The following is a 26,059-nucleotide window of genomic DNA, read 5'->3' as shown; positions in this document are numbered from 1 at the left end:
ACAGCTCTTGTTGATTTTGGAGTACCCTATCTTTTTCTCCCTTTCCCTGGGGCTCAGCAGCTAGCGCGAAGCTAGCTGCTTTTTCTTGTATTATTTATTTCATAAATCAGAAATAAAAGAAGCTGCCATTTAATATTCAGCTTCTTTTACGTTATTTCAATAATATCCATAGCGTTAAATACGTAAGTTTTATAAAAGGCGTCTGTACAAATTACAAATTGTTTTACCGGATTAATATGTACAACTGTCATGTAGCTTGTTAATATGTAGCCATCTTCAAAATATGTTATCAATATTTCTTTCTCAGACAGTAATGAATTTAATAATTTATCAGAAATTCTCTCTTTTGCTTCATTTGTTAAAAGCGGTTTTTGTACTTTTAATTTCTCTCCAATAATCTTTCTCATATTTAAAAGTTGTTCGGATATTACTGTAAACGGAACCCACTCTCTTTCTTCTTTTTGTATCTTTACATCGTTCATTTTTTATCTCCTTGATCATTTATACATTTATTTAGTCATACTATCCCTTAGTTATTTTTAATACTCACTAAACTCGGATTTACTTCTAAATTATAATTAGGTTATCCCTCTAAGGAACATTAGTTCTTATTATACACGAACTTACGTTCTTTTGAGGAGAGCCATACTTATTATTTTTTAACAAAAAACACAATTTTATTTACCTCTATACTTTCTTTTTCCTTTATCAAATAAACTTCTCATTTCTTATGTAAAATGAAATACATATAACAACTAAAAAGCGACTTCACACAAAGTGAAATCGCCTTTTTCTAAAAAATATTTCAAATTTTATTTTTCTATCCTAACTAATGTTCTTTCTGGAATACATAATTCATCTATATTAAAATGATTTATTTTTAATTTCAATTCCCCTACTCATTCCTTACCTTCATCACCAACCCAACAACTAAATAATTCGAAATAGTCTCCATCTTCCAAATAGCCTTCCATAATCTTGCATAAAGTTAAAAGTTTTTCTTTCGCTTCTTTTTTCCTTTACGTTTTGCCACTCGACAAATTCAATTCCCCAACTAGTTGAAACCTCATATGTGAAATTTGTTTGGAATTGATACTCTTGTACAATTTCAAGCATACTTTCATCTGAAAAACACGGTCCAAAAACAATTACATCATTAGAATCTGGAACCGTTAACTGAATTTCTACATTACAGCCTATGTAACTAGCTAAACTCATTTTATACTCCTCCAATATTCGTATAAAAAATACTTCATAGTATATTTATTCATATATAAAATCCCTACCCAAACAAAAAAGTTTTAAATTTTTTCGTTTATTAACCATCTATAACTGAAAACATATACTATGATGAACGAACTCACAAAGCATAAGAAAAGAGAACATTTACAACACTCTCTTTTCTTACATACTCTATGAAACTTTGCAAAACTGAATCAGTGATTTTTATTATTATATTTTATTACATAGGTTGTACTATTATATGTAACTCTCTCTCTGTATCCGATTTTTTCGGATGACGAAAATAATTAAGTTCGTACTTTAACACTTTATACTTAACCATCCCTATTTTAATCCCTTTCGTTTCTTTTAATATTGCTAATAAATCACTTATATTTTCATCATATGACTCAAAAATTTTCGCGCCGCCCTCTCCCTGAAAGATTACTTTCATATATTCTCTCCACCTTAATTTATTGATATGGTAAATGACGCGTTTAAAGCGATTCATTCTTTATCCTAAAATTTTCATACTAAAAAGAACATCCTTTCCAATCGAATGCTCAGCTTTTTACTAATTATCCACGTTAAATATTTATTCAAAAACATTATATGTATTATTTTGTAAATTATGTTCGATACCCATTATTAAAGAGTAAATATATGTAACAAACTTGCATAATGAAAACCGTATCATATCTACTTCCATTGAAATAATTATAATTCCTTTAATTTAAACCCATAATTTCCCATTGTAATTCTTAATATTTAAATGTAATATTGTATTGTCTTACTATCTATTTATAACTCACACACTAATTAGAAAAGGGAACTCTATATGAGTTCCCTTTTCTAGTTATGATTACAGTCATTATTTCTTTTCTAGAAATTTAAATGTATCTTTAAATTCTTTATTATTCACTTTAATATTAGCATCTTTCAATAAATCATTGACTACTTGTTGTTTCCATTTACCTGTCGTATCTTCTAGTCTTTGTTGTTCTAAATCTTTACGAATTTTATCTTTTACTTCATCAAATGGCTTCAATTCTTTTTTATCCGTCACTTTAATAATATGGTAACCGTAAGTTGTTTTAACTGGATCACTTACTTGGCCTGCATCTAATTTATACGCAGCTTCCTCAAATTCTTTCACTGTTTGCCCAGGAGCAAAACCAGATATTTCCCCGCCCTGTTCCTTTGAACCAGTATCTTCTGAATACTGTTTTGCTAAGGCAGCAAAATCTTCACCATTATTTACTTTCTCCTTTATTTCTTTAGCCGTTTTTTCATCTTTCACTAAAATGTGACTTACTTTCATTTCTGGTTTATAGTTATCTTTCACATCTTTTTCTGTAACTGTTGCTTTGATTGCTTTCTCAAATGCAATTTCTGGCTTCATTTTTTCTTTTAATTCATCTTCATTTTTCAATCCAAGTTGTTCTAAAGTCGATTTAAAGTTCTCACCCATTTTATCTTTTGCTTCTTCTACTTTCTTTTTTGCTTCCTCATCTGAAACTTTATATTTATCTAGCAATGCCTTACTTAACATCATTTGATATAAAGTACTTTCTCCATATTGTTGTCGTAATTCTTTACTTAATTCTTTCTCTGTAACATTTCCTACTTTTGATGTTACTACGTTGTCTGAGGAACCACATGCAGATAATGCTAGCATCAAGCATGAAATAATCGTTCCAATAAATATCTTTTTCTTTTTCAATTCAAATACCTCACTTTTATCATTATGCAAATTAACTATACACAGTCATTGTGAAAACAGTGTGTTTTCTACATGTAATTCATTTCATATGAGTAGACTATGCATCATGTATTTTCATTTTTAAATATAAAGAGTTTTCTTACTATGTATAGTAAGAAAACTCTTTATATGCTCCAAAAAAATATAACTTCTATAGTTACTTAATAATTACATGTTCTTCAGGTATCCAACTATTCTGCCCGATATCTACCGCATTTCCCACTCTATCCCACACTCGAAAAGATGTCGATCCATCTATATTTCCTTTATAATTCATACATTCAGGCTCTTCATAATAATTTACTCTGTAGCCGACAGGATATTTCGAAGTTGCATAAAACCATTTCACCTTAAAATGTTTTAAATATGCCCACTGCTTATCGTTCCCTAAACAAATCATATCTTGCTCACCGCCTCCCCAATAACCTGTTAAGATTAAATATGGAATTTTCTGAGTGAGTGCACCTGTAAATTGAGGATTCATAGGGTTCTCATATAAATTTATTCCGTATCCATCAGGATATTTCGAAACTGCAATACCAATGCCATTCGGTTGCTGTGTATACACTATGTTAGGTTGATTTGCTTTGTTCGAATCTATAAACCAAGAAAGTGACTTATTTCCTACTAATCGATTCAGATCACATTTCCCAACCCCAGGAACATTCCCTGAATCCGTATATTGCCAAATATCACATGGATATGCTGGCTTATTCCCTCCATAACGAGGGATCCATACGAAATCAGCTTCAATATTACGTGCTCCAAATGATAAATACATGTGATGCCCTACATATAATCCTACTTTTTCCGCACCTAAACGGCGTAATTCATCAATAAATGCCTGTGTCCCGCCTTGCATATCTGCCATCGTTTGAACTTCTACGTCCGCCACCCAAAACTTAGCTGATTGATCACCACGATTCCAAAAATCTTGTGCCTCTTTCTTTGCATCAGCAATAGATATAAAACGGCAAAAAGCATAATTACCGAATGGGATACTATACTTTTTCATTTCACTAACATAATTTTGATACATAAAATCCACCGTATTAGAGCCATCTTGAACTCTAGCTATCACTAAATCTAGCTGAGATGCTGCAATATCCCAATTGATAGTTCCATTCCATTTTGAAATATCTACAATATAACCCATACATTCCAGCTCCTTTTTAATGTCTTATTCATAGCTTGTTTTATTGTAAGCCTTATCTCTCTAAAACTAGCTATCTATAATATAAATAAAAAGAATCGTTACTGTTTTTCAAAATATATTCTCTTTCAGAAATATTTCTATTAGCTTTAACATGTATGTCACAAAAAATATTATCATATTCGAAATATACCTTACTATTTGTTATGTAGTCTCATCCTATCAATTTAGGTATTGATCATTTTTACGGATATTAGAAAAAATCCTCCTATAGTATTAACTTAAAACTTCCAGTATCAATTCCCTTTCAGTTAATAAAAATCATTCCTCATTTTCTATATATTCTTAAATCAAAATTACTATCTTTCCATGAAATATGAGATTTAGAAAAATTTTAATTAATTGAAAATTATTCCTGTTAACCTACAATTGTCCAACCTGAACACTATTGGTGCATAAAAAAGACATTTTCTATTACTGAAAATGTCTTTTTATAGTCTAATAAAACAATTTTGGTGTTAAATCTTTATTTTGTAATTGTGTATTTTCACTGTTCATAACACAACTTGTAGAAAATAATATTGGGCTATCACAAACCTCATCATTCATTACATCACGAAATACATTGGCAGCAACACCTGTAAACGTTTGACATAAGTTAGAAATATCGTCATTGAAAAACTGAATGACTTCCGCAGTGAACACCGGAAAGACAACATTCGGTCCGCCAGGGAACTGAGGCTGTACCACAACTTGTTCAAAATAAGGATTGTTTTCTAGTGCTACTTGAAATAAATGAGCTATTTCAAATGCATCTAGTGGACAAGGAAATGGATTTACAATTTCATTCTCATTATTCGTTACAATAACTGTCACACTTACATTCCCAAATTGTACAAAAGATTTTAAAAACGTTGCTAACGCTCTCGCTTTTTCATTACTTAACGCATGCACTAAAATAATATAATTACCACCAACAGGAATAAGTGGCCCAACTGTAACAGTTGGATCAGCACCTATTGAATTTTTTAATTCATTAAAATATGTGATCCACGGTGGCGAAAGCTGAGCTTGTACATTTTCTTCCACTATTTTATACTACCTCCTTATACAATTCTTACTAACATGATATGTAACAAATTAAAAAATGTATTAGTTATATTAACTATTTTCGTATTTATTGATTATATTAATTAAACATTTTATTTCGCATTCTCAATTTCCCTTTTACATCTTTAAGCACTTTTACTACTATGAAATTCTTTATTATAAGCAAATCCACTGAAATTTCATATTATACTAATACGACTCTATATCCATTAAATTATAATACTCAATATTAGGAGCTGATTTCATGGAAAAAAAGCCTATCGTGTTCAAAATCCCACCAAATTCAAAGCTAAAAGTTACATTTTTCGGTCCTTGTAACGAAGTAATTACAAATGTGTCTATTATTAATCAACTATGCACCCCAAAATGTCAAACTATCACGCAATATCCAGACTTTAAGAAATATGTAACTGAAGTACGATCGTTATCCCGTTGTTAGTCCGCATAATGCACGATTTTCACAACTTTGTTACCTAAAATAACTGAGAAAGAAAATGACTGCATTCCTAGACTAAAATTACTCATTTTATGATATTCCATTGATAATTCATTGATTTTTTACACGTTTTTATTAAAAGGACATATATTATCGTATGGAGATTATCCACTCATAAAACCTATCTTTCTTTGGAGCGTACTTATTATGTATGCTCTTTTTTTATGTAACCGTCCCCTTCTAAATTGACCAACAATATATTAAAATTCTTTATGTACTCAAGGAGGTCAAATATGTTCAAGCTGCATCCAATACTACTCATCTTAGGATTGATTTTGTTTTTATATAGTGTAATCGCCTTTATGTTATTCTTTTCAGTGTACTAGCATTCCCTACACAAATTTATGTTCAATATGTAATTTCTATATAGTAAAGAAAAAACGTAATGATGCGATCTTTTATGTATTTCGTCTTTCTTGTTCTATAAAAAACTAGTAAACTTACTAACACTGAGTTTTCACAAGCATGTTACTTATTTACATATTATTTTTTTCATTATCTGAATAAGGTTAAAGCCTCTACAAATTAAACTACACTTTACCTGTTTACTTATATATTTTAGAAAAACAATAATAATCCCCCACCATTTGGTAAGGGGATTAACTAAACCTACTAAAAAACATTTAATGATCTGTTTTATTTAATTGGAGAAGGAAATCTTGCCGCTTCAAAGTGAACCGTATTTAAACCATTAACATTTTGTACAATTACGCCCGCAATACTACTTTCTACAAAAACTTCAACTGAATCTCCTGCTTCTAATTGAAGAATAGTAGTTACTGAAACATCATTATTAAAAAATACTCCTGTTCCAAAGAAATCATTATCTATCGCTATTGCTAGATTTCCATTTACACGAATTTCTACTCTAGCTCTGTAATTCACATTAAAATCATTTGGAGAAAATGTTATATTTCCTAATACACTATATACCCCTCTAGTTTTCGGAGTGAAAATGGATGTTACTGGATTATATTCATTCGCTAGATCAAATTGTTCATTTTGAAATAATACTTTAACAGGAGTATTTGCTAGAACAGGTTGATTAACTGTATTCACAGCTCTAAATGCCGATGCCCTTACAAGCTCCTCTTTCTTATCATCACAACACTTCACCTTTACATACTTCCTATCACATTTACTACTTTTTCTATAACAATCATGACTTTCCTTTTTGTAATCTTTACAATACTTACAGTAATAATAAGACATAGTTAGTCCCCCTTTACACTTATTTTTATATAGTATGCTATATAGATTAGAATAGCTTGGACGACCTGTTACTATTTTTAATAGAGTAAAAAACCCTCACCATTTCGGTGAGGATTTACCTTTAAGCTTCTGTAAACTCAATGTTTAATGACTTTATTTAATCGGAGAAGGAAATCTTGCTACTTCAAAATGTGCACCATCTTCTAAAGGACTTAAAACTCCATCTATACTACTTTGTGCATAAACCTCAACTTCATCCCCTGCATTCAATTGAACAATCGTCGAAACACTTACTACATTTCCAAAACTTATTGGACCAAAAAAGTCATTATCTATAGCTATCGCTGCGTTTCCATTCACACGAATTTCTACACGCGCTCTATAATTTAAAGTTGGATCGTTTGGAAAGAAACCAATCGTTCCAATAATAGAATATACTCCTTTAGTCTTCGGCATAAAAATAGATGTTGCTGGATTATACTCATTCGCTAAATCAAATTGTTCATTTTGAAATAACACTTTCACAAAAGTATTAGCAGGAACATTTTGATTCACAGTATTTCTAGCTCTAAATGCCGATGCTCTAACAAGATTGTCCTTGTTATCATGGCACTTACTAGTGTTCTTACAACAATCATGGTGCTTCTTTTTATACTCCTTACAATACTTACAGTAGTAATAACAAGACATACTAATTCCCCTTTCAAACTTATTACTACATATTATGTAAGATTGATTTATAAGGTTTGGACTAGCTATTTTTATTGTTCATAAGGGCGCTATTAACCTGCACCCTTATTTATATACACCACTTCATTCCTTACTAGTTATAAGTTGTATACAGTTCCATATGGAATAGTAAGAAAAGAACTTCCATACGGTGTAACATGATGTACTGGGTAAAAATACTCTACGGATGAGTAATATGGTTGTACTCCTTGCTGCTGCATTTGCATTTGTTGTTGCATTTGTAATGCTTGTTGAATAGCTTGGACTGTACTTTGTGCTCCACTATACGTTATAGACGTACCATACGCTGGTCGCATGCCAGCTTGAGAATTAAAATATGAATAAAACATGATTTTCAACTCACTTCCATATAATTTGTTACAAATTATATTATGATTCTTTATTTCAGTGGGTACTATAAAGCTAGTCCGCTCGCTTATATTCAAATGACAAAATAAAAAAGTAGCTGCTAGACTACCTCGAATTCTTCTTATCACCAAATGAAATGATATACATATTCTCCTGTTACACGCTCATCAATTCCCGCAACCCTAACGAACCTCAGTAAATCCGCCCCTTGAAGAAAATATACCGAAATCGTAACCGGTACTTGTGACCACATGAATTGATAAAGCTCATTCACTCTCTGATTCGTCGTAACAATTAAATCATTTACAGGTCCATGATTCCATGCAGAGGTTTGAACTGAAGTGAAAGAAAGATCTTTTCCATTAACCACTATTCTTGATACGCTTTGAGTTATGTCCACAATAATCCCCTCCAACATTACAAAAATCGGACCTTTTTTAGTTCATATTATTATAAATATTCTTAACTGCAATAAATGTTTAAGGCAAATCCCTAATAAAATTTTTTTATTAATATCCCTTAATTCCCATTACAATCATATAATTTCTAACCTTATTCAATTTTTGTAATTAAAATAAAAAGGCATCTTAATTAGATGCCCTTTACTTATCTTTTAATACAATTCTACTGTTAAAATAGCGATGCCGCATCTGATACAAGCGATAGAATCCTTAAGTTTATGAAACATACAAGAAACATCTTTATCTTCCCATGATAGAGAATTATTCAAGCTTAGGTTATTTATTGCAGTAAATAATCTAGAATTCAATTATTTGTTTTTTCTTTCTTGTTTTCTTTTTAAATAGGCGAAACTTTCTAATAATAAAAACAGACGATTTAATGTAAATGGTAACCCTGCAATTCAGAAGTTTGACACAATCCTGGAAAAAGCTTATAAAGAAAAGTGAGGTTCCGTTATTTTCACACTTAGAAGTGCAGTCATGTTATATACAAGTTAAAATACAGTTTTATAAGTGTGAACGAACTACAAAACTAAAAAACAAATAATAAGTTTGCAACATGTTTGCAAATACGAATTTTGCATATAAATTCGTGTAATATTGAAAGGAGTTTTACTTATGAAAGAAATTAAAACAGAACAAGAATTCAAAGACATCATCGCAAGCGAGGAGCCAGTAGTTGTTAAGTTCTTTACTACATGGTGCCCAGATTGCGTACGTATGGACAACTTTATCGGAGATGTAATGGAAGAGTTCAATAAATTTGAATGGTATTCTATTAATAAAGATGAGTTTCCAAGTATCGCTGAAGAGTATCAAGTAATGGGTATTCCAAGTTTACTTGTATACCAAAATGGTGAGAAGCTAGGCCACTTACATAGTGCTAATGCAAAAACTGAAGAGCAAGTTACTGAGTTTTTAGAAGCATACTAAAATAAAAGCCCTCTGGAAAATATTTTTCAGAGGGCTTTCATCTGTTTTCACAATTATCTTTTGATGTTTTTCATCGTTTAATGAATTACACCCTGTCATTATAAGAATAGTACATAGTAAGAAAAGTATTCGCTTCTTCATCCATCTCCCCTCCTATCTCTTTAGTAAATAAACTCTAATTAGGTTCACACCCTGACTTTGTACTTTTCAACATATTTTTCCTTCACGAAACTTTGTTATCCCCTTCTTAAAAAGCTATAAAACGTCAACAATGTTTGTATAGACCCACACGACTTTCGTTTGATACTCTATTTATAGAAAGAAATTCCTTTAAAGAAAGGTGAGTGATTAAAATGGATACTCTTTCTCATAAAGAAGCTGATAAAGGTGCTATTGTCAGCATTATGGCCTACATATTTTTATCCTCTATGAAAATCATCATCAGTTATATTACCCTCTCTAGCGCATTACGTGCTGACGGTTTAAATAACTTAACGGATATCGGTGCTTCTTTAGCGATATTAATTGGTCTAAAAATATCTCGTAAACCTCGTGACCCAGATCATCCGTATGGGCATTCACGGGCCGAACAAATCGCATCACTTGTTGCGTCCTTCATTATGGCAACAGTCGGATTAGAAGTTGTTATTAGTGCCATTCAATCTTTCTTAAATCCGAAACAAGCAGCACCTAATGTACTCGCTGCATGGGTTGCTTTATTTTCTGCTGTCGTTATGTACTGCGTGTATTTGTATACGAAAAAAATTGCAGCACGAACAAAAAGTAAATCACTAGAAGCTGCTGCAAAAGATAATTTATCAGATGCACTCGTAAGTATCGGTACTGTAGTAGGTATTGTCGGTTCTCAGTTCCAAATGCCTATTTTAGACCCTATTGCCGCTTTAATTGTTGGTCTTATTATTTGTAAAACTGCATGGGAGATTTTCGTAGAATCTTCTCATATGCTAACAGATGGAATTGACCCTGATAAAATGGAGGAATACGCTGATGCTATTGAGCATATTGGCGGTGTGGAAAACATTGTAGATATTCGAGCACGTATGTACGGGAATCAAACGTACGTTGATATTACAATTGAAGTAGATGCTCGTATGGATGTTGGAGAAAGTCACTGTATTACCGACAACATCGAAGCTATGCTTCGCAAAAAGTTTGGAATTTACCATGCACACATTCATGTTGAGCCAATGAAAAAAGAACCTATTATGACATAGGTTCTTTTTTTATGAACGTTTTATGGAATATAACACATAAAACGAGCCAGCTACCGCCAGCTGCCCATCCTGCTAATATGTCAGATGGATAGTGCACGCCAAGATATATTCGGCTAACTGAAATAGATAATACAACAAAGCTTGCTATAAGAATAATTAGCAATTTTTTATGCAACGAAATACGATCTTCAGTAATTGTGACGTATGCAATAAATCCTAAAAAAGCCGTAGCATTCATCGTATGACCGCTCGGAAAACTATATCCAGTTGCAGTAACAAGCTGCGTAACATCAGGTCTTGCTCGTTCGTACCATAGTTTAAGCAGACTGTTTAAATAACGAGATCCGTAGTAATTAATTGTTAGAAGCAATGCACTAAGCAACTTTTTTCTAACGAGAAAATACATTACAAGAATAATGAGTAATGGGAAAAATATCCTTTTGGAACCGATAAAAGACACCCAAGTAAAATAGGTCGTCAAATAATCGTTTCGAAAGCTTTGAATAAAATGTGCGACTATATTGTCAAAATTCTCAATACAAGCGGTATGATACGAAAGTGATAATACGACAAAACAAATGAGTAACGTAAAACTTAGCAAGTATAAATGTCGATATCGTTTCACATACATAACCTCACTATGCAAAAAAATGGAGCGGTTGTTTTAGTTTTCCTCTCCATTTCTTTTTTATGCATAGTTTATTAAAAAATATAATTATTAATTTTTTGCTTCATCTCAGGGATATCTTCTCTTGTTACGGTAAAACGAATCACCTTCTCATCAAGATCAAGCGCCTCAGCGAATAATCCAGCTAAACCACGAGATTTTCTATCTACTTCCATAATAATTTCTAGTCGATCGTATGCACGTGGCAAGATTAATAATTCTAATTCATCTAATTTCCCATAATACTCTCCAGAAACTGGAATAAACTCAAATTCTTGTGCGAATGGAACTTGCTTACGTAATCGATGCGGTAATTCTTCACATTCTATATGACGTGCTTTAAACCCTAATTCATTTACACTATCTAAAACACTACTTAATAATGCGTTGGGTAACACTTGAACGTAGTCGCGGTCACTTGGGTCTATACTATGTTTAATATCAAGACCTGTATGAATCCAAACCGTTTTCATATCAAGTGTAAGTGGTGCTTCAATTGGCATTGGAAAAGAAAATGGAATTTCAACTTTTTCATTCGGTTCTATAGAAAATGGTTCTGTTAAGCGTACTCGCTCTAAATCATACGTTGCTGTTACTTTTTTATCATCCACTTCTCGTACATACGACGTCGATAATGTTAAGTAAATGCTTTCAATTTGCTGGCTAACTGAACCTCCAGTTATATGAACCTTTCCAACTATTTCTTCCCCAACAATATACTCATCTTTTTCAAGAACAGTATCTACCTTTGCACTCCCAATACCAACGCTTGCTAAAAACTTTTGAAACATGGAGTCTCCATCCTTTCTAAAGCAGAAGCTACATCTTGTTTTAAATCTTGTACATTCTCATAGTACGGCGTTTTTATTTGTAACATTCGCATAAGCATTTCGCGATTATAATTTTCCAAAGTTAATTCTTCGTACCATGGTTTTTCCTGTTTTTCATTAGATTCATATCCTGCATATAATAAAAATAACGAGAAATGACCGAGTGCATAAAAGTCGCTACGAAAGTGGACTTCTCGCATCAAAGCTTGTTCACCTTCGTAAGTTGTAGCTCTCTCATCACCCTCACCTTTCCATTTAGCCAATCCAAAATCAATAATACTAATTTGATTTTCTTTCATTAATATGTTTGGAATGCGTAAATCTCGGTGAATAATGCCTTCACTATGAAACACCGATACAATTTCTAATATTTCATATAAAATCTCAAAAACTTCACGTTCTGTATATACATACCCATCTATGAAAATATAATCTTCAAAATTTTTACCAGGCATGTACTCCATCACAAAGAAGCTCTTTTTCTCCCATATGAAATGATCATACAGACTAGGAATTGCATGATGATTTAATGTTTGTAAAATCATTTTCTCTTGTTCAAATGATTTTCTACCAGACTCATATCTTTGTTTACTTTGTCTTAATTGTTTTAAGACTTTATATCTATTTACTTGTAAATCATTAACGACATATGTGACCCCATAACTGCCCATTCCAATTACTGATTCAATTTTATAACGTTCTGCAACAATTGTATTTTTCCGCAGTGGTCTATCAAATAATGCTAGTACACGACGCCATTTCATCAGCTACTTGAAAAGAAGCTACGGCTTTTACGTTTTCTTTTATAATGTTGATGTCCATAACCAGATGAACGTCGTTTATAATCGCTACTTGAATATGAGCGCCCTCTACGACGGTAATCACTACTTGAATACGAACGATATTTTTTCTTTCCTAATAAAGAATCAATAATTTTTTTGAACATCCCTTCACCTCTTGAGTAAAATTTCATTTTAATTATACCAATAATTATTGACTATATTTGTGACAGGTTTGTAAAGAGTAAAAAAACGACGAGTTATGCCCGTCGTTACTTTCATTCATCCTCTTCATCAAAAACTTCATCAATCATGCATTTCTCTAATAAATACTCAAATGTAATATCTGCGAGATCTTCAATTTCTTCTCGTTTCGGGACGTACCCTCTTTCAATTAGTTGCTCATAAAAAAACTCCGCAATCTCTTCCGTATCAATCACGACTTCAATTTCCTTCATGAGCATCACTCCTTTATTTCTGTTTTATGAAAAAATCTCAAAATTATGTATATGAGATTAGAAAAATAGATTTTATTTTTTTATAGGTCATAAGCTTTGGACGAGATGCATACGATTGTAGTACAAGCTATTCAAAGGGGGAAATAATAATGGAAAATCAATATGAAGTAGGACAAACAAAAGAAGAGTTCATGCATGAAGATCAATGGGCAGACTCTCTTATAAAGTGGCTTTTTATTTTTTTAATAATTGTAGGCATACCTTATACTGCATATGTTGTTGTTCAATTTATTCTCTCTTTCTAGTTAACTATTTTTTCTCTGTCAATTTAACTAAATAATTATGAACAACATCCATTACAATTTTATATTCTTCATCTTTAAATGTATCGAACAATAATTGATAATCGTTATAAATATCAAGTAATCCATCAATGATTTCTTGACGATTCGTCTTAACACTCACTTTTTTCGAGTTGTTAATTGACTTTAACTTACCTAAATCTAATTTATTCATACCTGCTTTATCTTGTTTCAGTTTCTTCAAAATTGCATTTGCCGTTTGAGCATTGGCAAGTAACGTTAAATCTGACTCATCCGCTTCTAACCATTCACCATCCGTGATCCGTGACAATTCATAAATTGTATCTTCCCATGCGTCATTCTTATATCTCCATACTTCTGTACGAAAACCAACAATACGGAAAACATCTTTATCATATCCAGTTACTTGCACAAGATCACCAAACGTGAAATTATAATTTAATTCAATCCACTCCGTATCGCCCTTCTTCATATCTTGCTCTGTAACGTGCTGCAGCGTTTGCTCTACGTAAAATCCATCGTGATTATTGACTTCGTATACATAAACTCCATCTAAAACCTTCATATTTGTGATTTTCCCAACGGTTCCATATAGCGTAATCACGACTATGTCCCCTACGTTATATTTAGGTTGTTTTTTTCTTGCCATCTCTATCTCTCCTTTTTTTGACGTCGTGATTTTGATAACAGTATATGCAACCTACATAAAAACGCTTATCACAGAAGCTTATATTCATAAATTTTTTCAATAAAAATTATAATCTTATAAAATTTACGTTACACTCAAAAGAAAAACTAGTAACTAGACTAGCTTCAAATCAATAAAAAAACATACAGAATACTTCACTTTAAATAAAGTAATGTATTCTGTATGTTTTCAAATAGTTTTTATCTATCTTGTATGTATAAATCCCAGGCTTCATCAAATATAGACATACTTTCTAGCATTCCGCTCAACTCTAAGTATGAACTAATTTCATCATAGTCTTCAGATTGCTTCGGAAAACTTAAATCATCATACATCGCCTCTGCTAAATCTGAAATTTCATTTCTAAATAAAGCTGCACGATGCTTCATCATATAATGGTAAAATGTCTTTTTCAAAAATATTCCCTACCTTTCTAACTTGGGTACATTATACAAGGCAAAAAAGAAAAAAACCAGCATAAAAGCTGGTTAAAAGTCGAAGTAATTTCTTTTTAATAGACGTGGTCTTCCCATTAATTCTTCATATGTTAGTTGTTTTGGTAAATCTTTCGTATAAATTAAAAATAACTGATCTTCAATTTCTTTTACTGTATGGTCTGATTGATAGTCCATCCCGCACGAGGAACAAGAAATACATGGTGTCTTTTGGATTTCAATGGCTTTCGTACCATCTGGTAATTCCCAATATACAGTATTCAAGCTTTCTTTCGCTTCTGTACTGTCACACCACATACAATTCATACTGCATCACCCTCAGTTTTTTTGTCGTTTTCTTCTAATTTAGCCATTTGTGCTTGATATTTTTTATCTTTTAATTGATCACGCTTATCACGTTTATCTTTTAAAGATGCATGAGTATCATTATCTTCGTAGTCTTTACGACGGTTCATACGCTGTAAGTCGTCTGGAACGAGGTTAAATTTCTTATCGCTCATAAGACCTGCGATACCAACATCTGAACGTTTTTCTTCGTAGTTCGGATAAATCTCTTTAAAGTATCCTTCCGCTCTTCCTGGAATATAGCTCTCTGGCTCTGGATACGTCGTAATAACACCTTCAAAGTTACGAAGTACAACTTTATCTGCACTTTGTGAGATTAAATAGTTTGGTTGAAGTGCAATTTTACCGCCTCCACCTGGCGCATCAACAACGAATGTCGGAACAGCATAACCAGATGTGTGTCCACGTAAACCTTCAATAATTTCAAGACCTTTAGATACTGGTGCACGGAAGTGACCGATACCTTCAGATAAATCACATTGATAAATGTAATATGGACGTACACGGATTTTTACTAAGTCATGCATAAGTTTTTTCATAATTGGAACGCTGTCGTTAATACCAGCTAAAATTACTGCTTGGTTTCCGACTGGAACACCAGCATTCGCTAACATTTCACATGCCTTTTTCGATTCTTCAGTAATTTCAATAGATGTATTGAAATGTGTATTTAACCATACTGGATGGTATTTTTTAATAATGTTACATAAATTTTCTGTAATACGTTGTGGGAATACTACTGGTGCTCTCGTTCCGATACGAATAATCTCAACATGCGGAATCTCTCGTAAATTTTTTAATACATATTCTAAAATTTTATCGTTAATTAGAAGTCCATCACCACCGGAGATTAATACATCTCGTACTTGTGGTGTTTCACTAATATAAGCAATCGCATCATCTAATTGTTTCTTCGGTACACCCATTCCAATTTGTCCACTAAAACGACGGCGTGTACAGTAACGACAATACATAGAACATTGATTTGTTACTAAGAATAGTACACGGTCCGGATAACGATGTGTTAGCCCTGGAACTGGTGAATCTTCATCTTCGTGAAGCGGATCTTCTAAATCATATTTTGTTTTATATAACTCTTCCGAAATCGGTACTGATTGCATCCGAATCGGACAGCGTGGATCATCAGGATTCATTAGCCAAGCATAGTACGGTGTAATGTTTAACGGGATCGTTTTCGTTGAAATTTTAACGCCCTCTTCTTCTTCAGGTGTTAAGTTAATTACTTTTCTTAAGTCATCTAACGTTTTGATCGTATTCGTTAATTGCCAAACCCAATCATTCCATTGCTCTTCAGTAACATCTTTCCATAATTCGATATCCTTCCAGTGACGATTTGGTTTGTATACATCATGTAACATTGCTATTCCCCCTTTTTATACGCTCATCCTTTATATAAGCAATAGTTATGCCAACTTTACATTGTTGATAAGTAAATGTGCGGAGAACCCTATTACATAAGCGAAAAAATATTTTTAAGCGTTGTATGAAATCAATACTTAACATTATATTCATTACTTTTTATATATGTAAACGCTCTTTTATTCGTGCAAACACACAAAAACCGCCGATTATTCGGCGGTTTTGTCGTACTTGCTCAGTTTATATTGAAGCGTTTGACGAGGGATACCTAACATTTTTGCGGCTTGTAATATATTCCCTTCCGTTTCAATCAACGCTTGATCTATTAATTCTTTTTCTGTTTGATGAAGTGCTTCTCTAAGTGGCAATATGCTCTTCTTCTTCGGAAGATTCTCTTTCCGAAATGTACGCGGTAAACAATTAGCTGTTAATGTATTACCTTCTGCAATTATGACAGCATGTTCAATCGTATGTTTTAACTCCCGGACATTTCCAGGCCACTGATAAGCTTGCAGTCTATCTTTCGCTTCCTCATCAATTTGAAGTACACCTTTTTTATAACTTTTATTATATTCTTTCAAAAAATAAGATGCTAATAATAGTACATCCTCAGTTCTTTCACGAAGCGGTGGGATATATAATGAAAATACGTTTAAGCGATAATATAAATCAGTGCGAATTTTATTCTCTCGTAAACATATTTCTGGAGGCTGGTTCATTGCGGTAATAACGCGAACATCTACTTTTCTCGTCTTATTATCACCAATTCTTCTAATGACTCCATCTTCTAACACTCGTAACATTTTTGCCTGCAAATCAAGAGGCATTGAATTCAGTTCATCTAAAAATAATGTACCACCATCAACAAGTTCAAATAGCCCAGCTCTTTCAATCGCTCCTGTATAGCTTCCTTTTGTCGTTCCAAACAATAAACTTTCTAATAACGACTCTGGTAAAGCTGCACAGTTTTGTGCAATAAATGGCTTGTTTTTTCTTTTAGAAGCTTCATGAATTGCTTGTACGAACAGTTCTTTTCCTGTTCCTGTTTCACCATATATTAAAACATTTGCGTCTGTTGGTGCTACTTTTTGTGCTAGCTCTTTCGTCTGTTTAAACCGCGTATCATTTGTCACTATCGTCTCAAATGCAGCATGCTTTTTAATCAATTTTTTTCTAGATGACCGTTTTATTTTCGACTGTAAATCAACAATTGTGTCAGTAAGTTTTTGAATTGTAGAGTAATCCTTTGCAATTTCAACAGCCCCGGCAATATTTCCATCTATAAAAATAGGTAACGTCGTATTTACTGTACAAACATCTTCACCATTTAAATTTTGATAATGCTGTACTTGATGTACGATAGGTTTTTTTGTATCTAATACTTTCATCAATGTACTCGTTTCCCTTGATAAAGACGGGAACACTTCTAACAAATGCTTCCCTAACACTTTTTCAATCTTGGATCCATCGTGTTTTGCAGCTACAGAGTTATAAAATATTGTAATTCCATTTTCATCTACAGCGTGTATAGCCTCATCAATGCTGCCCAAAATCGCTTCAATGACTTCTTGTGTCGAAACTGCTAGCAATGTCATCCCCCCTTTTGCCGAAAATCCAGCAATTACATGCCGAATTTTCGGCATACCTATGTGCGATTGTAAGCATGACGATTCCGTTCTATAATTTTGATCAATTTTATATTTTAATTAGTACGGCTTTTTCGAACACCCAGCTCCACCTAACTATTTTGCTTTACAGCCGAATTTTGAGGCGGAATTTTTACTGCTTTCGAATAGCTAGATAAATCTTTCACCCATATATTCATATCTTCCAACTTATCGAAAATGTAGCAATTATTCGCCAGTCTTCCTGTATACGTATAGCCTAATTGATGAAATGCAGCATTCATTCCGAAAGAAAGCGATCGAGCAATTGTATAGGAACAGAAAATAGATTTTTCTCGGAGCTCTTCCTCTAATTTAATTAGTAAACTTTTCATAAATCCATGTTTACGATATTCAGGTAAAGTAGCACAATTTGTTAATTCTGCATTCCCTTCTTTTATATTCATTTCTGCAGATGCTGTACTAATAATTTCCCCCTCAAATTCATACACGTAGTAAATTGTATCGTCTTCTTTCATCGTCTGTAATACATAACTCGCTTCATTTAAAGGTGTCGGATACACTTCAAATACTTTTCCGAATACAGTTGCTAATTCTTCTGCATCTTCTTCAGTCGCTTTTCTCAGCAGAAATTTCTCTGGAACTACTTTTTCTTTTATTTCTTTTCCTTTTACACCGCTTAATATAGTATCTTCCTCAGTCCAATGCATACTATTTCGTCTTTCATCATTATTATATTTCACAAAAAAGTATGCATCGTGTCCTTGAAAATAATGAGGTATCGTTGCTTCCAACAAAAAACCGAAAGAGAGCCATGTTGAAACATGCTCTCCCTTTCCTTTAATAATACATTTAGTGAAAGAATGTTTCTCTGCTAGTTCGTCAATTGTCTGTATAATACTTTCAACATTTCCTGTATAGTGGTCTACTCGGATACGTTTATTAAAATAATCTAAAACGCCTTCTACTGTATAACAATTCGTCTGTTCTCTAAAAGATTCATAGTATTTCATTTTTTCACCTCACACCAATCTAGTAATGTACATGCAATAATTTTTGCGGCAGCTATCATTTTATCAACTTCTATATACTCGTTTGGATAGTGTGCTACTTTTGTCTCTCCTGGACCAAATACTATAGTTGGTACACCTGAGATTTGTGTAAATAAACCTCCATCAGTCCCCCAAGGAGATGCTTCAATAATTGGTTCGTTCCCTTCGATTTCAACAAAGTTATGATGAAGTGCGGTAATAAGTTCATGATTTTCTTCTAATTCACCAGGAACCCATCTCGCTCCAAACCATTCTACTTCTACTGGATTTTCAACAAACCAATTGTCCACATCATTTAATTCAGCAATCCAATTCTCAAATTCTTCTTTTGCCGCCTCTATAGTCTCATTCGGCGCAACACCGCATCTTCCTTCTAAAATTAATTCATCGGGAACAGAACTTGGCCAACTCCCTCCTTCAATTTTCCCAATGTTAATTGGAATTGGAATCGGAATTCCTTTAAATAACGGATCTGTGATTCGACTATTTCTTTTCTCCTCTAGCTTTCTTACATGTTCTATAACAAACATACTTTTTTCAATTGCACTAACCCCTTCATAACGCGTTCCACCGTGTGCTGCTTTCCCTTTTACACGTAGACGAAACCACATGGAACCTTGTTGTTTCGGGAAAAACTTCATATTAGTAGGTTCTGGAATAATGACACCATCTGCCTTATATCCTCGTAATATAGTTGCTAATGTCCCTGCTCCGCCACTTTCCTCTTCTATTACACTTTGAAAATAGATGTCTCCTTTTAATTCAATGCTAGATTCAATAATCGCTTCCATCGCAAGCATGAGTGCGACATTTCCGCCTTTCATATCCGTCGTTCCACGGCCATATATACGATTTCCTATTCTCTCACCACTATAAGGATGATGTTCCCACTGATTCACATCCCCTTCCGGAACTACATCAATATGCCCATTTAATATCATAGATTTCCCGTCGCCACTTCCTTTTAAAGTTGCTACAATATTTGGGCTATCTGAAAAACTTGTACGGGGTGATACAAAATAAGGATGACCTTTCATTTTAGAAAAAGAAGGCTCCCAAATATCGAGGTCTAAACCTAATTCACGTAATTTTTCAATCACAATCGCCTGCGCACCGCTTTCATCACCAGATACGCTCTTTTCTTGAATTAATCGCTTTAAAAATTTTACACTTTCTTCTTCATGACTCTCAATATAATCACAAACTTGCTTTTTTAATTGCTCCACATATTACATCTCCCTTCATTCAATTACTAGTAAGTTAGAACTAATTTGAAAATCAGCTTCTGTATGTCGTTTTACATCTTCTACTGTGTATGGACTCATTAATTCTTGTAATATAAGTCCACTCGGAGTTACCTCCATGACCGCCATATCAGTAATAATTAAATCTACACATTTCTTTGAAGTTAATGGCAATGTACACTCTGAAACAATTTTTGCATTTCCATACTTATCAACATGATTCATCACAACAACGACCCGCTTCGCTTTTTGTGCTAAATCCATTGCTCCACCAATGCCTGGAACACGTTTTCCAGGTACAATCCAGTTTGCTAAATCACCATTTTCACTTACCTGTAATGAACCAAGAATCGTTATATCTAGCAAACCTTTTCGAATCATACCAAACGCTGTACAGCTATCGAAATAACTCGCTCCTGTTATAAGAGAAGTTGGTAAACCTGCTGCGTTACACAAATTTTCATCTTCATTCCCTTTACTTGGTGTTGGTCCCATTCCGACGATTCCATTTTCCGCATGAAACATAACATTTATATCGTCAGGCAAATGATTTGGTACAAGCGATGGTATGCCAATACCTAAATTTACAATCATGCCATTTTGTATTTCTTTCGCCGCTCGCCTAGCAATCTTATCTCTCACTTCTACGCCCATACCCATTTCCAGTTCACTCCTTCCGACGGTACAATATAATTTACGAAAACACCTGGAACGACGATTTCCTCTGGATCTAAACTTCCTAGCGGGACTATTTCTTCTGCTTCTACAATTGTTATATCCCCAGCCATTGCTACGTGAGGATTCATATTTCGTGCACTTTTGTCAAAAACAAGGTTACCAAACGGATCTGACTTTTTCGCATATACAATTGAAACTTCAGCAGTTAATGCTGTTTCAACTAAATATGTCTTACCATTCATTTCAACCGTTCGTTTTCCCTCTTCCACAATCGTATCAACACCTACATCAACTAAAACACCACCAAGACCAACACCACCAGCACGAATGCGCTCTGCTAATGTTCCCTGCGGAGAAAACTCAATTTGTAATCTTCCCTCGTTTAGTTGCCTTCCTGCATTTGGGTTGGAGCCAATGTGAGAAGTAATTAGTGATTTAACTCTTTCATTTGTAACAAGACGACCGATACCTACATCAGGAAATCCAGTGTCATTTCCAACCAAATTTAAATTTGTAACGCCTTTTTCTAAAATTGCCTGTATTAAAGATGGAGGGGATCCAATCCCTCCAAATCCCCCAAACATTAATGTCATATCATCATGGAACAAAGAAATTACTTCCTCAATTTCTTTTAATTTACCGAATGTATTTGTAATAGTTGTCATGCGATACTATGCCCTCCTTTTTGCATCATCTCTTCCACACTTTTAGAGAAAATTGAAAGTAATTCATCTAACTCGGAATATGTAGTTGTCATTGGCGGTGCTACTAGCAGTGCACTATCTTCTTTTCCTGCTTGCCCTGAAACTGCTTGGTATAAAAGCAGGCCATTTTTAGCTGCAACCGAAATAAGCTCCGACGCTTTTGTGAACGGTTGCAATTCTACTCCAATTAGCAACCCTTTTCCGCGCACATCAGCAATGATTGTCGATTGTTGTTGAACTTTCTGTAAGCCTTTTATTAAATATTCTCCCTTTTCTGCTGTTTTTTCAGGGAGATTATGTTTCTCCATATATTCAATAACAGCTAAAGCCGTTGCTGCAGACAATGGATTTGCACTTAACGTATGACCGCTCATTACTGAACGTGATCCACGTAATATTGGTTCCATAACACGATCACTTACAACTGTCGCTGCCATCGGTGTATATCCCGCTCCTAGCCCTTTACCAAGTGTCATAATATCAGGTTCTACACCCCAATGCTCCATCGCAAACCATGCTCCCGTACGACCAAGCCCAGTCATTACTTCATCCGCAATAAATAAAATATCGTAATGGTTGCAAATATCTTTAATGACTTTATAATAGTCTTTTGGCGGAACAACCGCGCCTCCAGCTGCTCCGATAATCGGCTCAGCAATAAAAGCAGCAATATGCTCTGCACCAATTCTTTCAATTGATCTTTCTAATTCAGTCGCACATGCCAGCTGACAAGTTGGATATACCTTTTGAACAGGACACCTGAAACAATATGGAGCTGGTATAGTCGGATAATCTTCCAAAATAGATACGAAACGTTGTCTACGTAGTGGGTGACCAGACATCGATAACGCACCCATCGTAATACCGTGATAACTCATCCATCTCGATAAAATTTTATGCTTACCTTGAATACCTCGCTCTTGAAAATGCTGAATTGCAATTTTCATAGCTGTTTCATTTGCTTCCGTACCACTATTTACAAAGAAACTCCAGTTCAAATCTCCTACACTTAAATCACTTAACTTCTTCGCTAATTTTTCAGCTGGTTCACTCGTAAACTGTGATCTATAAACAAAAGCAATCTCCTCAGCTTGCTTTTTAATAACGTCTGCAATCTCCTTTACGCCATGCCCAATACCTGCCGTAATTGCTCCTGACGAACCATCAAAATATTTATTACCATTTTGATCATACAAATAAACACCTTTTCCATGTGAAATCATTGGATACGGCTGACCAACAAGTGGTTTAATTAAGTAATCGCGCATAGCGCTCCCCCATTTCTCCAATTTGTATATATATATGAAGAAAATTGACGTTTCTTTCATAAAAAAGAATCCTCTGCAAAAGCAGTGAATTTATCAAAAAACTATTATAAAATATACAAATGAGTGCTTAAAAATACCTATAAAACAGAAAATTCAGAACTTAAAAATGAAGACCAACCCTTTTCTATACGCCCAAGTAACCCTCCCTTTTATATGAAATGACTACATCACCAAATGTTTTTATAGCATAATGCCAGCTGCCCTCAAATGCCGACATTCTGTACACTTCGACGGAACTCCCGTTAAACTCCTTCCTATTATCCTACTTTAAATTGCATATTTTAAAACAAATTTCGACAACGCTACACCTTTCTAATCAGTTCAGATTCATATTTAATATGTAAATTTTTCATTTTTAAACTATAAAAAAAGAACCGATTAACCACATTAATCAGTTCGTCATGACGCTCTCTTATGGGTTAATACTGTCAATTGCTAAAATAAATAGAAAAATCAAGTTTACAAATTCATCCTACAGCCTATAACACAAAACCTTTTCATAACTTCATTCACAATTACTATCAGGATATCCCTATCCCGAAGTGGCACCCCTTTCCTCAGATTCAAACTACCTTTCCTTTATAATTTATGTAGGACAATTATCACTTTGTATGTGTATTTGCCTATAATTAAAAAAAACCCTAGTTTTCTAGCGATTGCTGGACATGTATTCAATATGTTATTGAAATGCACTTTCAATTTGGCATTTATTTTACTTTCGTGCAATCATATGTACTGCTTTACTCTGCAAAATACTCGTAAGCACAAGCACCTCTTTATGACAACATATTTGTTGTAAATTTTTAATTTTCCCCTTTATAAAATCATTTTTTCGCATAACCGCTTTCTTGCTTCGCATATAATTTTAATGATGACAAAGGAGGAATGTTCATGTCTCAATCTGAAATTGAAAAATATGGACAAGAAGTTACGCAATACGAACAGCTCGCACGTTACTATCAGTTTCGTAATCCTAAAAAATATATAGAATTATATATGAAATATTGCGATGCACTTTCAAAACTTGTACAGGCGCATGAAACAAGGGATTCACAAGAAGCTACTTTACCGTCACATATAAGAATTTTTCATGCCGATCCAAATATACCGGCGGTTGACATTTTAGTAAACGGACAAAAAGTTATTAAAAATATTTCATTTAAGCAATTCAGCCCTTATTTATCATTAGTACAAGGTAAATACCGTATAGATATTGTCCCTGTCGGAAATGAAACTCCAATCTTTTCAGCATTGGTACCAATAATGGGAAATCATACTTATACTCTTGCTGCAATAAATAGTGATAATCACCTACAATTACAACCTATACTTGATAATACACATTTACCAGCTGGTCAAGCCAAAATACGCTTTGCACATTTCTCTCCAGATACCCCTGTTGTAAATGTCGATTTAAAAGATGGAGATCATTTATTTGAAAATGTACTCTTTAAACAGATAACAGATTTTTTGCAAGTTAGCCCCGGTACAGCGGATATTGAAATTTCACTCGCAAATAATAAAAACGTTTTATTGACTATACCGAAATTCAATGTTGAACCAAATGTTATTTATACAATTTCAATAGTAGGTTATTCAACTAAAGATCCTAAATTAGAAGCCGTTATACTCACAAATTAAAACAGTCTACACCATTCATTTGGTGTAGACTGTTTATTTTTGAAATGCAATTTGAAATTCTGTCCAATCGTTATCTGATCGACACATAATGGACCCATTATGTTTTTCCACAATTTGTTTACATACAAATAAGCCAATACCAGTTCCTAACTTTTTAGTAGTTACAAACGGTTCAAAAATCGTTTCTACATTTTCAGCTGGAATCATTGGTCCATTATTTTTTATCACAATTCGAATAGCTTGATCTTCTTCAAATACATCAATGATAATTTTTCGTTCTTCTTTCATTGATTCAAGAGCATCAATTGAATTCATTAATATGTTTAAAAATACTTGTCTCACTTCACTTCGATAACCAACAAGCGGAATTGGATACGGTAAATTCTTTTCAATTGAAACATTCGCATTGACCAAACTCGGATATAAGAATTGTATAATGTCTTGAAACAAGTCATTAAGCCAAAACCGTTCCGATTCATTCCACATTTCTTTTTTCGATACGAGTAAAAATTGCGAAATACGAAAATTTAATTGATCTAATTCATGCGAAATAATATCTAAATACGATAAACTCGGATGATCTGCCTTTAATAGTTTGACAAATCCCATAATGGAAGTAAGCGGATTACGAAATTCATGTACAAAACTAGCTGACATTTGCCCTAAAATCGTCAGCCTTTCTTTATGTGTTTCATTAATATATTGCTGTTTTTCCTCTAAATTCTTCGATATAATTTCCGAGTATTTTAAAACGGTATAATAAATTAATTTGTCAAAACAAGTATGTATTTTTGCCATAATTGGTTTCAATTCACGAGCGCTAACATCTAATTCACACATCGCTTCGAAAAGTTCATTTCTTCCCACGTTTGCGTTATAAACAAAATCTCCAATATTCGCATCTGCTCCAGCACGTTCAATAGCAATTTTCTCGCATAACGGTTGAAGATAATTTATATCTTTATCTTCCATAGTAAGTTCGATAATCAACTCTAGTAAATCCTCTCCATTTTGAACTACTTCTAGTTTAAATGGATCTTTTTCGGAAATTATCATTTTGTTTTTCCAGTTCTCTACGAATTGGTGCCTATTGTTTTTCAAGTGTGAACAAAATATTTCTTTAATATCCTTATCGATTGGAAAAACCTCCATTCCCTCCATTTCCATACGACGAATACCCT

30 protein-coding genes and 1 pseudogene are annotated in these 26,059 nt (G+C 33.5%); 5 read left to right on the top strand and 26 right to left on the bottom strand.

The window, feature by feature from the left end:
- Positions 1–146 precede the first annotated feature (146 nt).
- From DOS87_RS11275 to DOS87_RS11250, 6 genes and pseudogenes are all read right to left on the bottom strand, one after another.
- Positions 147–482 (bottom strand): YolD-like family protein, encoded by a 336-nt coding sequence (locus tag DOS87_RS11275; RefSeq protein WP_002162812.1) that lies wholly within the window; start codon positions 480–482, stop codon positions 147–149.
- A 330-nt stretch (positions 483–812) separates the two neighbouring features.
- Positions 813–1,218 (bottom strand): annotated as a pseudogene (locus DOS87_RS11270) (hypothetical protein).
- Between the two features lie 244 nt (positions 1,219–1,462).
- Positions 1,463–1,675, bottom strand: coding sequence for a hypothetical protein (locus DOS87_RS11265; protein ID WP_000864274.1), 213 nt, complete (start codon positions 1,673–1,675; stop codon positions 1,463–1,465).
- Between the two features lie 417 nt (positions 1,676–2,092).
- Complete coding sequence (locus DOS87_RS11260) at positions 2,093–2,944, bottom strand: peptidylprolyl isomerase PrsA (RefSeq protein ID WP_000727339.1); 852 nt, start codon at positions 2,942–2,944, stop codon at positions 2,093–2,095.
- 196 nt (positions 2,945–3,140) lie between these two features.
- The gene (locus DOS87_RS11255) at positions 3,141–4,139 is read right to left on the bottom strand and encodes a glycoside hydrolase family 25 protein (protein ID WP_000540670.1); all 999 of its coding nucleotides are present in this window, start codon (positions 4,137–4,139) and stop codon (positions 3,141–3,143) included.
- Positions 4,140–4,634: 495 nt separating this feature from the next.
- A complete protein-coding gene (locus DOS87_RS11250; RefSeq protein ID WP_000392278.1) occupies positions 4,635–5,225 on the bottom strand; it encodes a hypothetical protein in 591 nt (196 codons plus the stop codon).
- A 265-nt stretch (positions 5,226–5,490) separates the two neighbouring features.
- Here DOS87_RS11250 and DOS87_RS11245 point away from each other — a divergent pair, with 265 nt between their 5' ends.
- Positions 5,491–5,685: a hypothetical protein gene (locus DOS87_RS11245; RefSeq protein WP_000412557.1), complete on the top strand. Its 195-nt coding sequence runs from the start codon at positions 5,491–5,493 to the stop codon at positions 5,683–5,685.
- Between the two features lie 693 nt (positions 5,686–6,378).
- Here DOS87_RS11245 and DOS87_RS11240 read toward each other — a convergent pair.
- The 4 genes from DOS87_RS11240 to DOS87_RS11225 form a co-directional block, all read right to left on the bottom strand.
- A complete protein-coding gene (locus tag DOS87_RS11240; RefSeq protein WP_000122941.1) occupies positions 6,379–6,954 on the bottom strand; it encodes a complement C1q domain-containing protein in 576 nt (191 codons plus the stop codon).
- Between the two features lie 153 nt (positions 6,955–7,107).
- A complete protein-coding gene (locus DOS87_RS11235; protein ID WP_002162813.1) occupies positions 7,108–7,644 on the bottom strand; it encodes a C1q-like domain-containing protein in 537 nt (178 codons plus the stop codon).
- Positions 7,645–7,781: 137 nt separating this feature from the next.
- On the bottom strand, positions 7,782–8,033 hold the full coding sequence (locus DOS87_RS11230; RefSeq protein ID WP_000500101.1) for a DUF3947 family protein: 252 nt from the start codon (positions 8,031–8,033) through the stop codon (positions 7,782–7,784).
- Between the two features lie 143 nt (positions 8,034–8,176).
- Entirely contained in the window at positions 8,177–8,452 is a 276-nt protein-coding gene (locus DOS87_RS11225; RefSeq protein WP_000355694.1) for a hypothetical protein, read from the bottom strand.
- Positions 8,453–9,131: 679 nt separating this feature from the next.
- On the opposite strand from DOS87_RS11225, the gene DOS87_RS11220 reads away from it, so the two are divergent.
- A complete protein-coding gene (locus DOS87_RS11220) occupies positions 9,132–9,446 on the top strand; it encodes a thioredoxin family protein (RefSeq protein WP_000658787.1) in 315 nt (104 codons plus the stop codon).
- A 353-nt stretch (positions 9,447–9,799) separates the two neighbouring features.
- Positions 9,800–10,681 (top strand): cation diffusion facilitator family transporter, encoded by an 882-nt coding sequence (locus DOS87_RS11215; protein ID WP_000380385.1) that lies wholly within the window; start codon positions 9,800–9,802, stop codon positions 10,679–10,681.
- Here DOS87_RS11215 and DOS87_RS11210 read toward each other — a convergent pair.
- The 5 genes from DOS87_RS11210 to DOS87_RS11190 all read right to left on the bottom strand — a co-directional run bounded on the left by DOS87_RS11210 (position 10,671) and on the right by DOS87_RS11190 (position 13,415).
- The gene (locus DOS87_RS11210) at positions 10,671–11,306 is read right to left on the bottom strand and encodes a phosphatase PAP2 family protein (RefSeq protein WP_002082842.1); all 636 of its coding nucleotides are present in this window, start codon (positions 11,304–11,306) and stop codon (positions 10,671–10,673) included. The two genes, DOS87_RS11215 and DOS87_RS11210, sit on opposite strands and share 11 nt — an antisense overlap.
- 77 nt (positions 11,307–11,383) lie before the next feature.
- A complete protein-coding gene (locus tag DOS87_RS11205; protein WP_098901864.1) occupies positions 11,384–12,139 on the bottom strand; it encodes a sporulation protein in 756 nt (251 codons plus the stop codon).
- A complete protein-coding gene (locus DOS87_RS11200; RefSeq protein WP_000872072.1) occupies positions 12,121–12,942 on the bottom strand; it encodes a serine/threonine protein kinase in 822 nt (273 codons plus the stop codon). Before DOS87_RS11200 ends, DOS87_RS11205 begins: the two co-directional genes overlap by 19 nt.
- The gene (locus DOS87_RS11195; RefSeq protein WP_000473371.1) at positions 12,942–13,124 is read right to left on the bottom strand and encodes a hypothetical protein; all 183 of its coding nucleotides are present in this window, start codon (positions 13,122–13,124) and stop codon (positions 12,942–12,944) included. Before DOS87_RS11195 ends, DOS87_RS11200 begins: the two co-directional genes overlap by 1 nt.
- Before the next feature lie 111 nt (positions 13,125–13,235).
- The gene (locus DOS87_RS11190; RefSeq protein ID WP_000658451.1) at positions 13,236–13,415 is read right to left on the bottom strand and encodes a YozD family protein; all 180 of its coding nucleotides are present in this window, start codon (positions 13,413–13,415) and stop codon (positions 13,236–13,238) included.
- A 149-nt stretch (positions 13,416–13,564) separates the two neighbouring features.
- On the opposite strand from DOS87_RS11190, the gene DOS87_RS11185 reads away from it, so the two are divergent.
- Positions 13,565–13,720: a DUF3930 family protein gene (locus DOS87_RS11185; RefSeq protein WP_000431485.1), complete on the top strand. Its 156-nt coding sequence runs from the start codon at positions 13,565–13,567 to the stop codon at positions 13,718–13,720.
- A 4-nt stretch (positions 13,721–13,724) separates the two neighbouring features.
- Here the strand turns inward: DOS87_RS11185 and DOS87_RS11180 are convergent, their stop codons facing one another.
- The 10 genes from DOS87_RS11180 to DOS87_RS11135 all read right to left on the bottom strand — a co-directional run bounded on the left by DOS87_RS11180 (position 13,725) and on the right by DOS87_RS11135 (position 23,177).
- Entirely contained in the window at positions 13,725–14,387 is a 663-nt protein-coding gene (locus tag DOS87_RS11180; protein WP_000101498.1) for a hypothetical protein, read from the bottom strand.
- Positions 14,388–14,626: 239 nt separating this feature from the next.
- Entirely contained in the window at positions 14,627–14,842 is a 216-nt protein-coding gene (locus DOS87_RS11175; protein WP_000750717.1) for a YozE family protein, read from the bottom strand.
- Between the two features lie 72 nt (positions 14,843–14,914).
- Positions 14,915–15,187, bottom strand: a complete 273-nt coding sequence (locus DOS87_RS11170; RefSeq protein WP_000995766.1) for a YokU family protein — start codon at positions 15,185–15,187, stop codon at positions 14,915–14,917.
- Positions 15,184–16,605, bottom strand: a complete 1,422-nt coding sequence (gene ablA / locus DOS87_RS11165) for a lysine 2,3-aminomutase (protein ID WP_000902145.1) — start codon at positions 16,603–16,605, stop codon at positions 15,184–15,186. The genes DOS87_RS11170 and ablA overlap by 4 nt, the downstream gene beginning before the upstream one ends.
- Before the next feature lie 210 nt (positions 16,606–16,815).
- Positions 16,816–18,201, bottom strand: a complete 1,386-nt coding sequence (gene rocR, locus DOS87_RS11160) for an arginine utilization transcriptional regulator RocR (RefSeq protein WP_014895234.1) — start codon at positions 18,199–18,201, stop codon at positions 16,816–16,818.
- 143 nt (positions 18,202–18,344) lie between these two features.
- Entirely contained in the window at positions 18,345–19,244 is a 900-nt protein-coding gene (gene ablB / locus DOS87_RS11155) for a putative beta-lysine N-acetyltransferase (RefSeq protein ID WP_000878599.1), read from the bottom strand.
- A complete protein-coding gene (locus tag DOS87_RS11150) occupies positions 19,241–20,509 on the bottom strand; it encodes a peptidase (protein WP_000436696.1) in 1,269 nt (422 codons plus the stop codon). The genes ablB and DOS87_RS11150 overlap by 4 nt, the downstream gene beginning before the upstream one ends.
- A 15-nt stretch (positions 20,510–20,524) precedes the next feature.
- Positions 20,525–21,187, bottom strand: coding sequence for a CoA transferase subunit B (locus tag DOS87_RS11145; RefSeq protein WP_000525278.1), 663 nt, complete (start codon positions 21,185–21,187; stop codon positions 20,525–20,527).
- Positions 21,172–21,870: an acetate CoA-transferase subunit alpha gene (gene atoD / locus DOS87_RS11140; protein ID WP_000208111.1), complete on the bottom strand. Its 699-nt coding sequence runs from the start codon at positions 21,868–21,870 to the stop codon at positions 21,172–21,174. The genes DOS87_RS11145 and atoD overlap by 16 nt, the downstream gene beginning before the upstream one ends.
- On the bottom strand, positions 21,867–23,177 hold the full coding sequence (locus DOS87_RS11135) for an aspartate aminotransferase family protein (protein WP_001205879.1): 1,311 nt from the start codon (positions 23,175–23,177) through the stop codon (positions 21,867–21,869). Before DOS87_RS11135 ends, atoD begins: the two co-directional genes overlap by 4 nt.
- A gap of 951 nt (positions 23,178–24,128) precedes the next feature.
- Here DOS87_RS11135 and DOS87_RS11130 point away from each other — a divergent pair.
- Positions 24,129–24,878, top strand: coding sequence for a DUF4397 domain-containing protein (locus DOS87_RS11130; RefSeq protein ID WP_000083279.1), 750 nt, complete (start codon positions 24,129–24,131; stop codon positions 24,876–24,878).
- A 33-nt stretch (positions 24,879–24,911) separates the two neighbouring features.
- Here DOS87_RS11130 and DOS87_RS11125 read toward each other — a convergent pair whose 3' ends face one another.
- A complete protein-coding gene (locus DOS87_RS11125) occupies positions 24,912–26,045 on the bottom strand; it encodes a BA2291 family sporulation histidine kinase (protein ID WP_000425087.1) in 1,134 nt (377 codons plus the stop codon).
- Between the last annotated feature and the right edge of the window lie 14 nt (positions 26,046–26,059).

The sequence above is a fragment of the Bacillus sp. CR71 genome (genome assembly GCF_003429245.1).
GTDB classification, from domain to species: domain Bacteria; phylum Bacillota; class Bacilli; order Bacillales; family Bacillaceae_G; genus Bacillus_A; species Bacillus_A thuringiensis_S.
The sequence above is the reverse complement of the archived record's forward strand: the minus strand, read 5'-3'. Positions and strand labels throughout refer to the sequence as shown.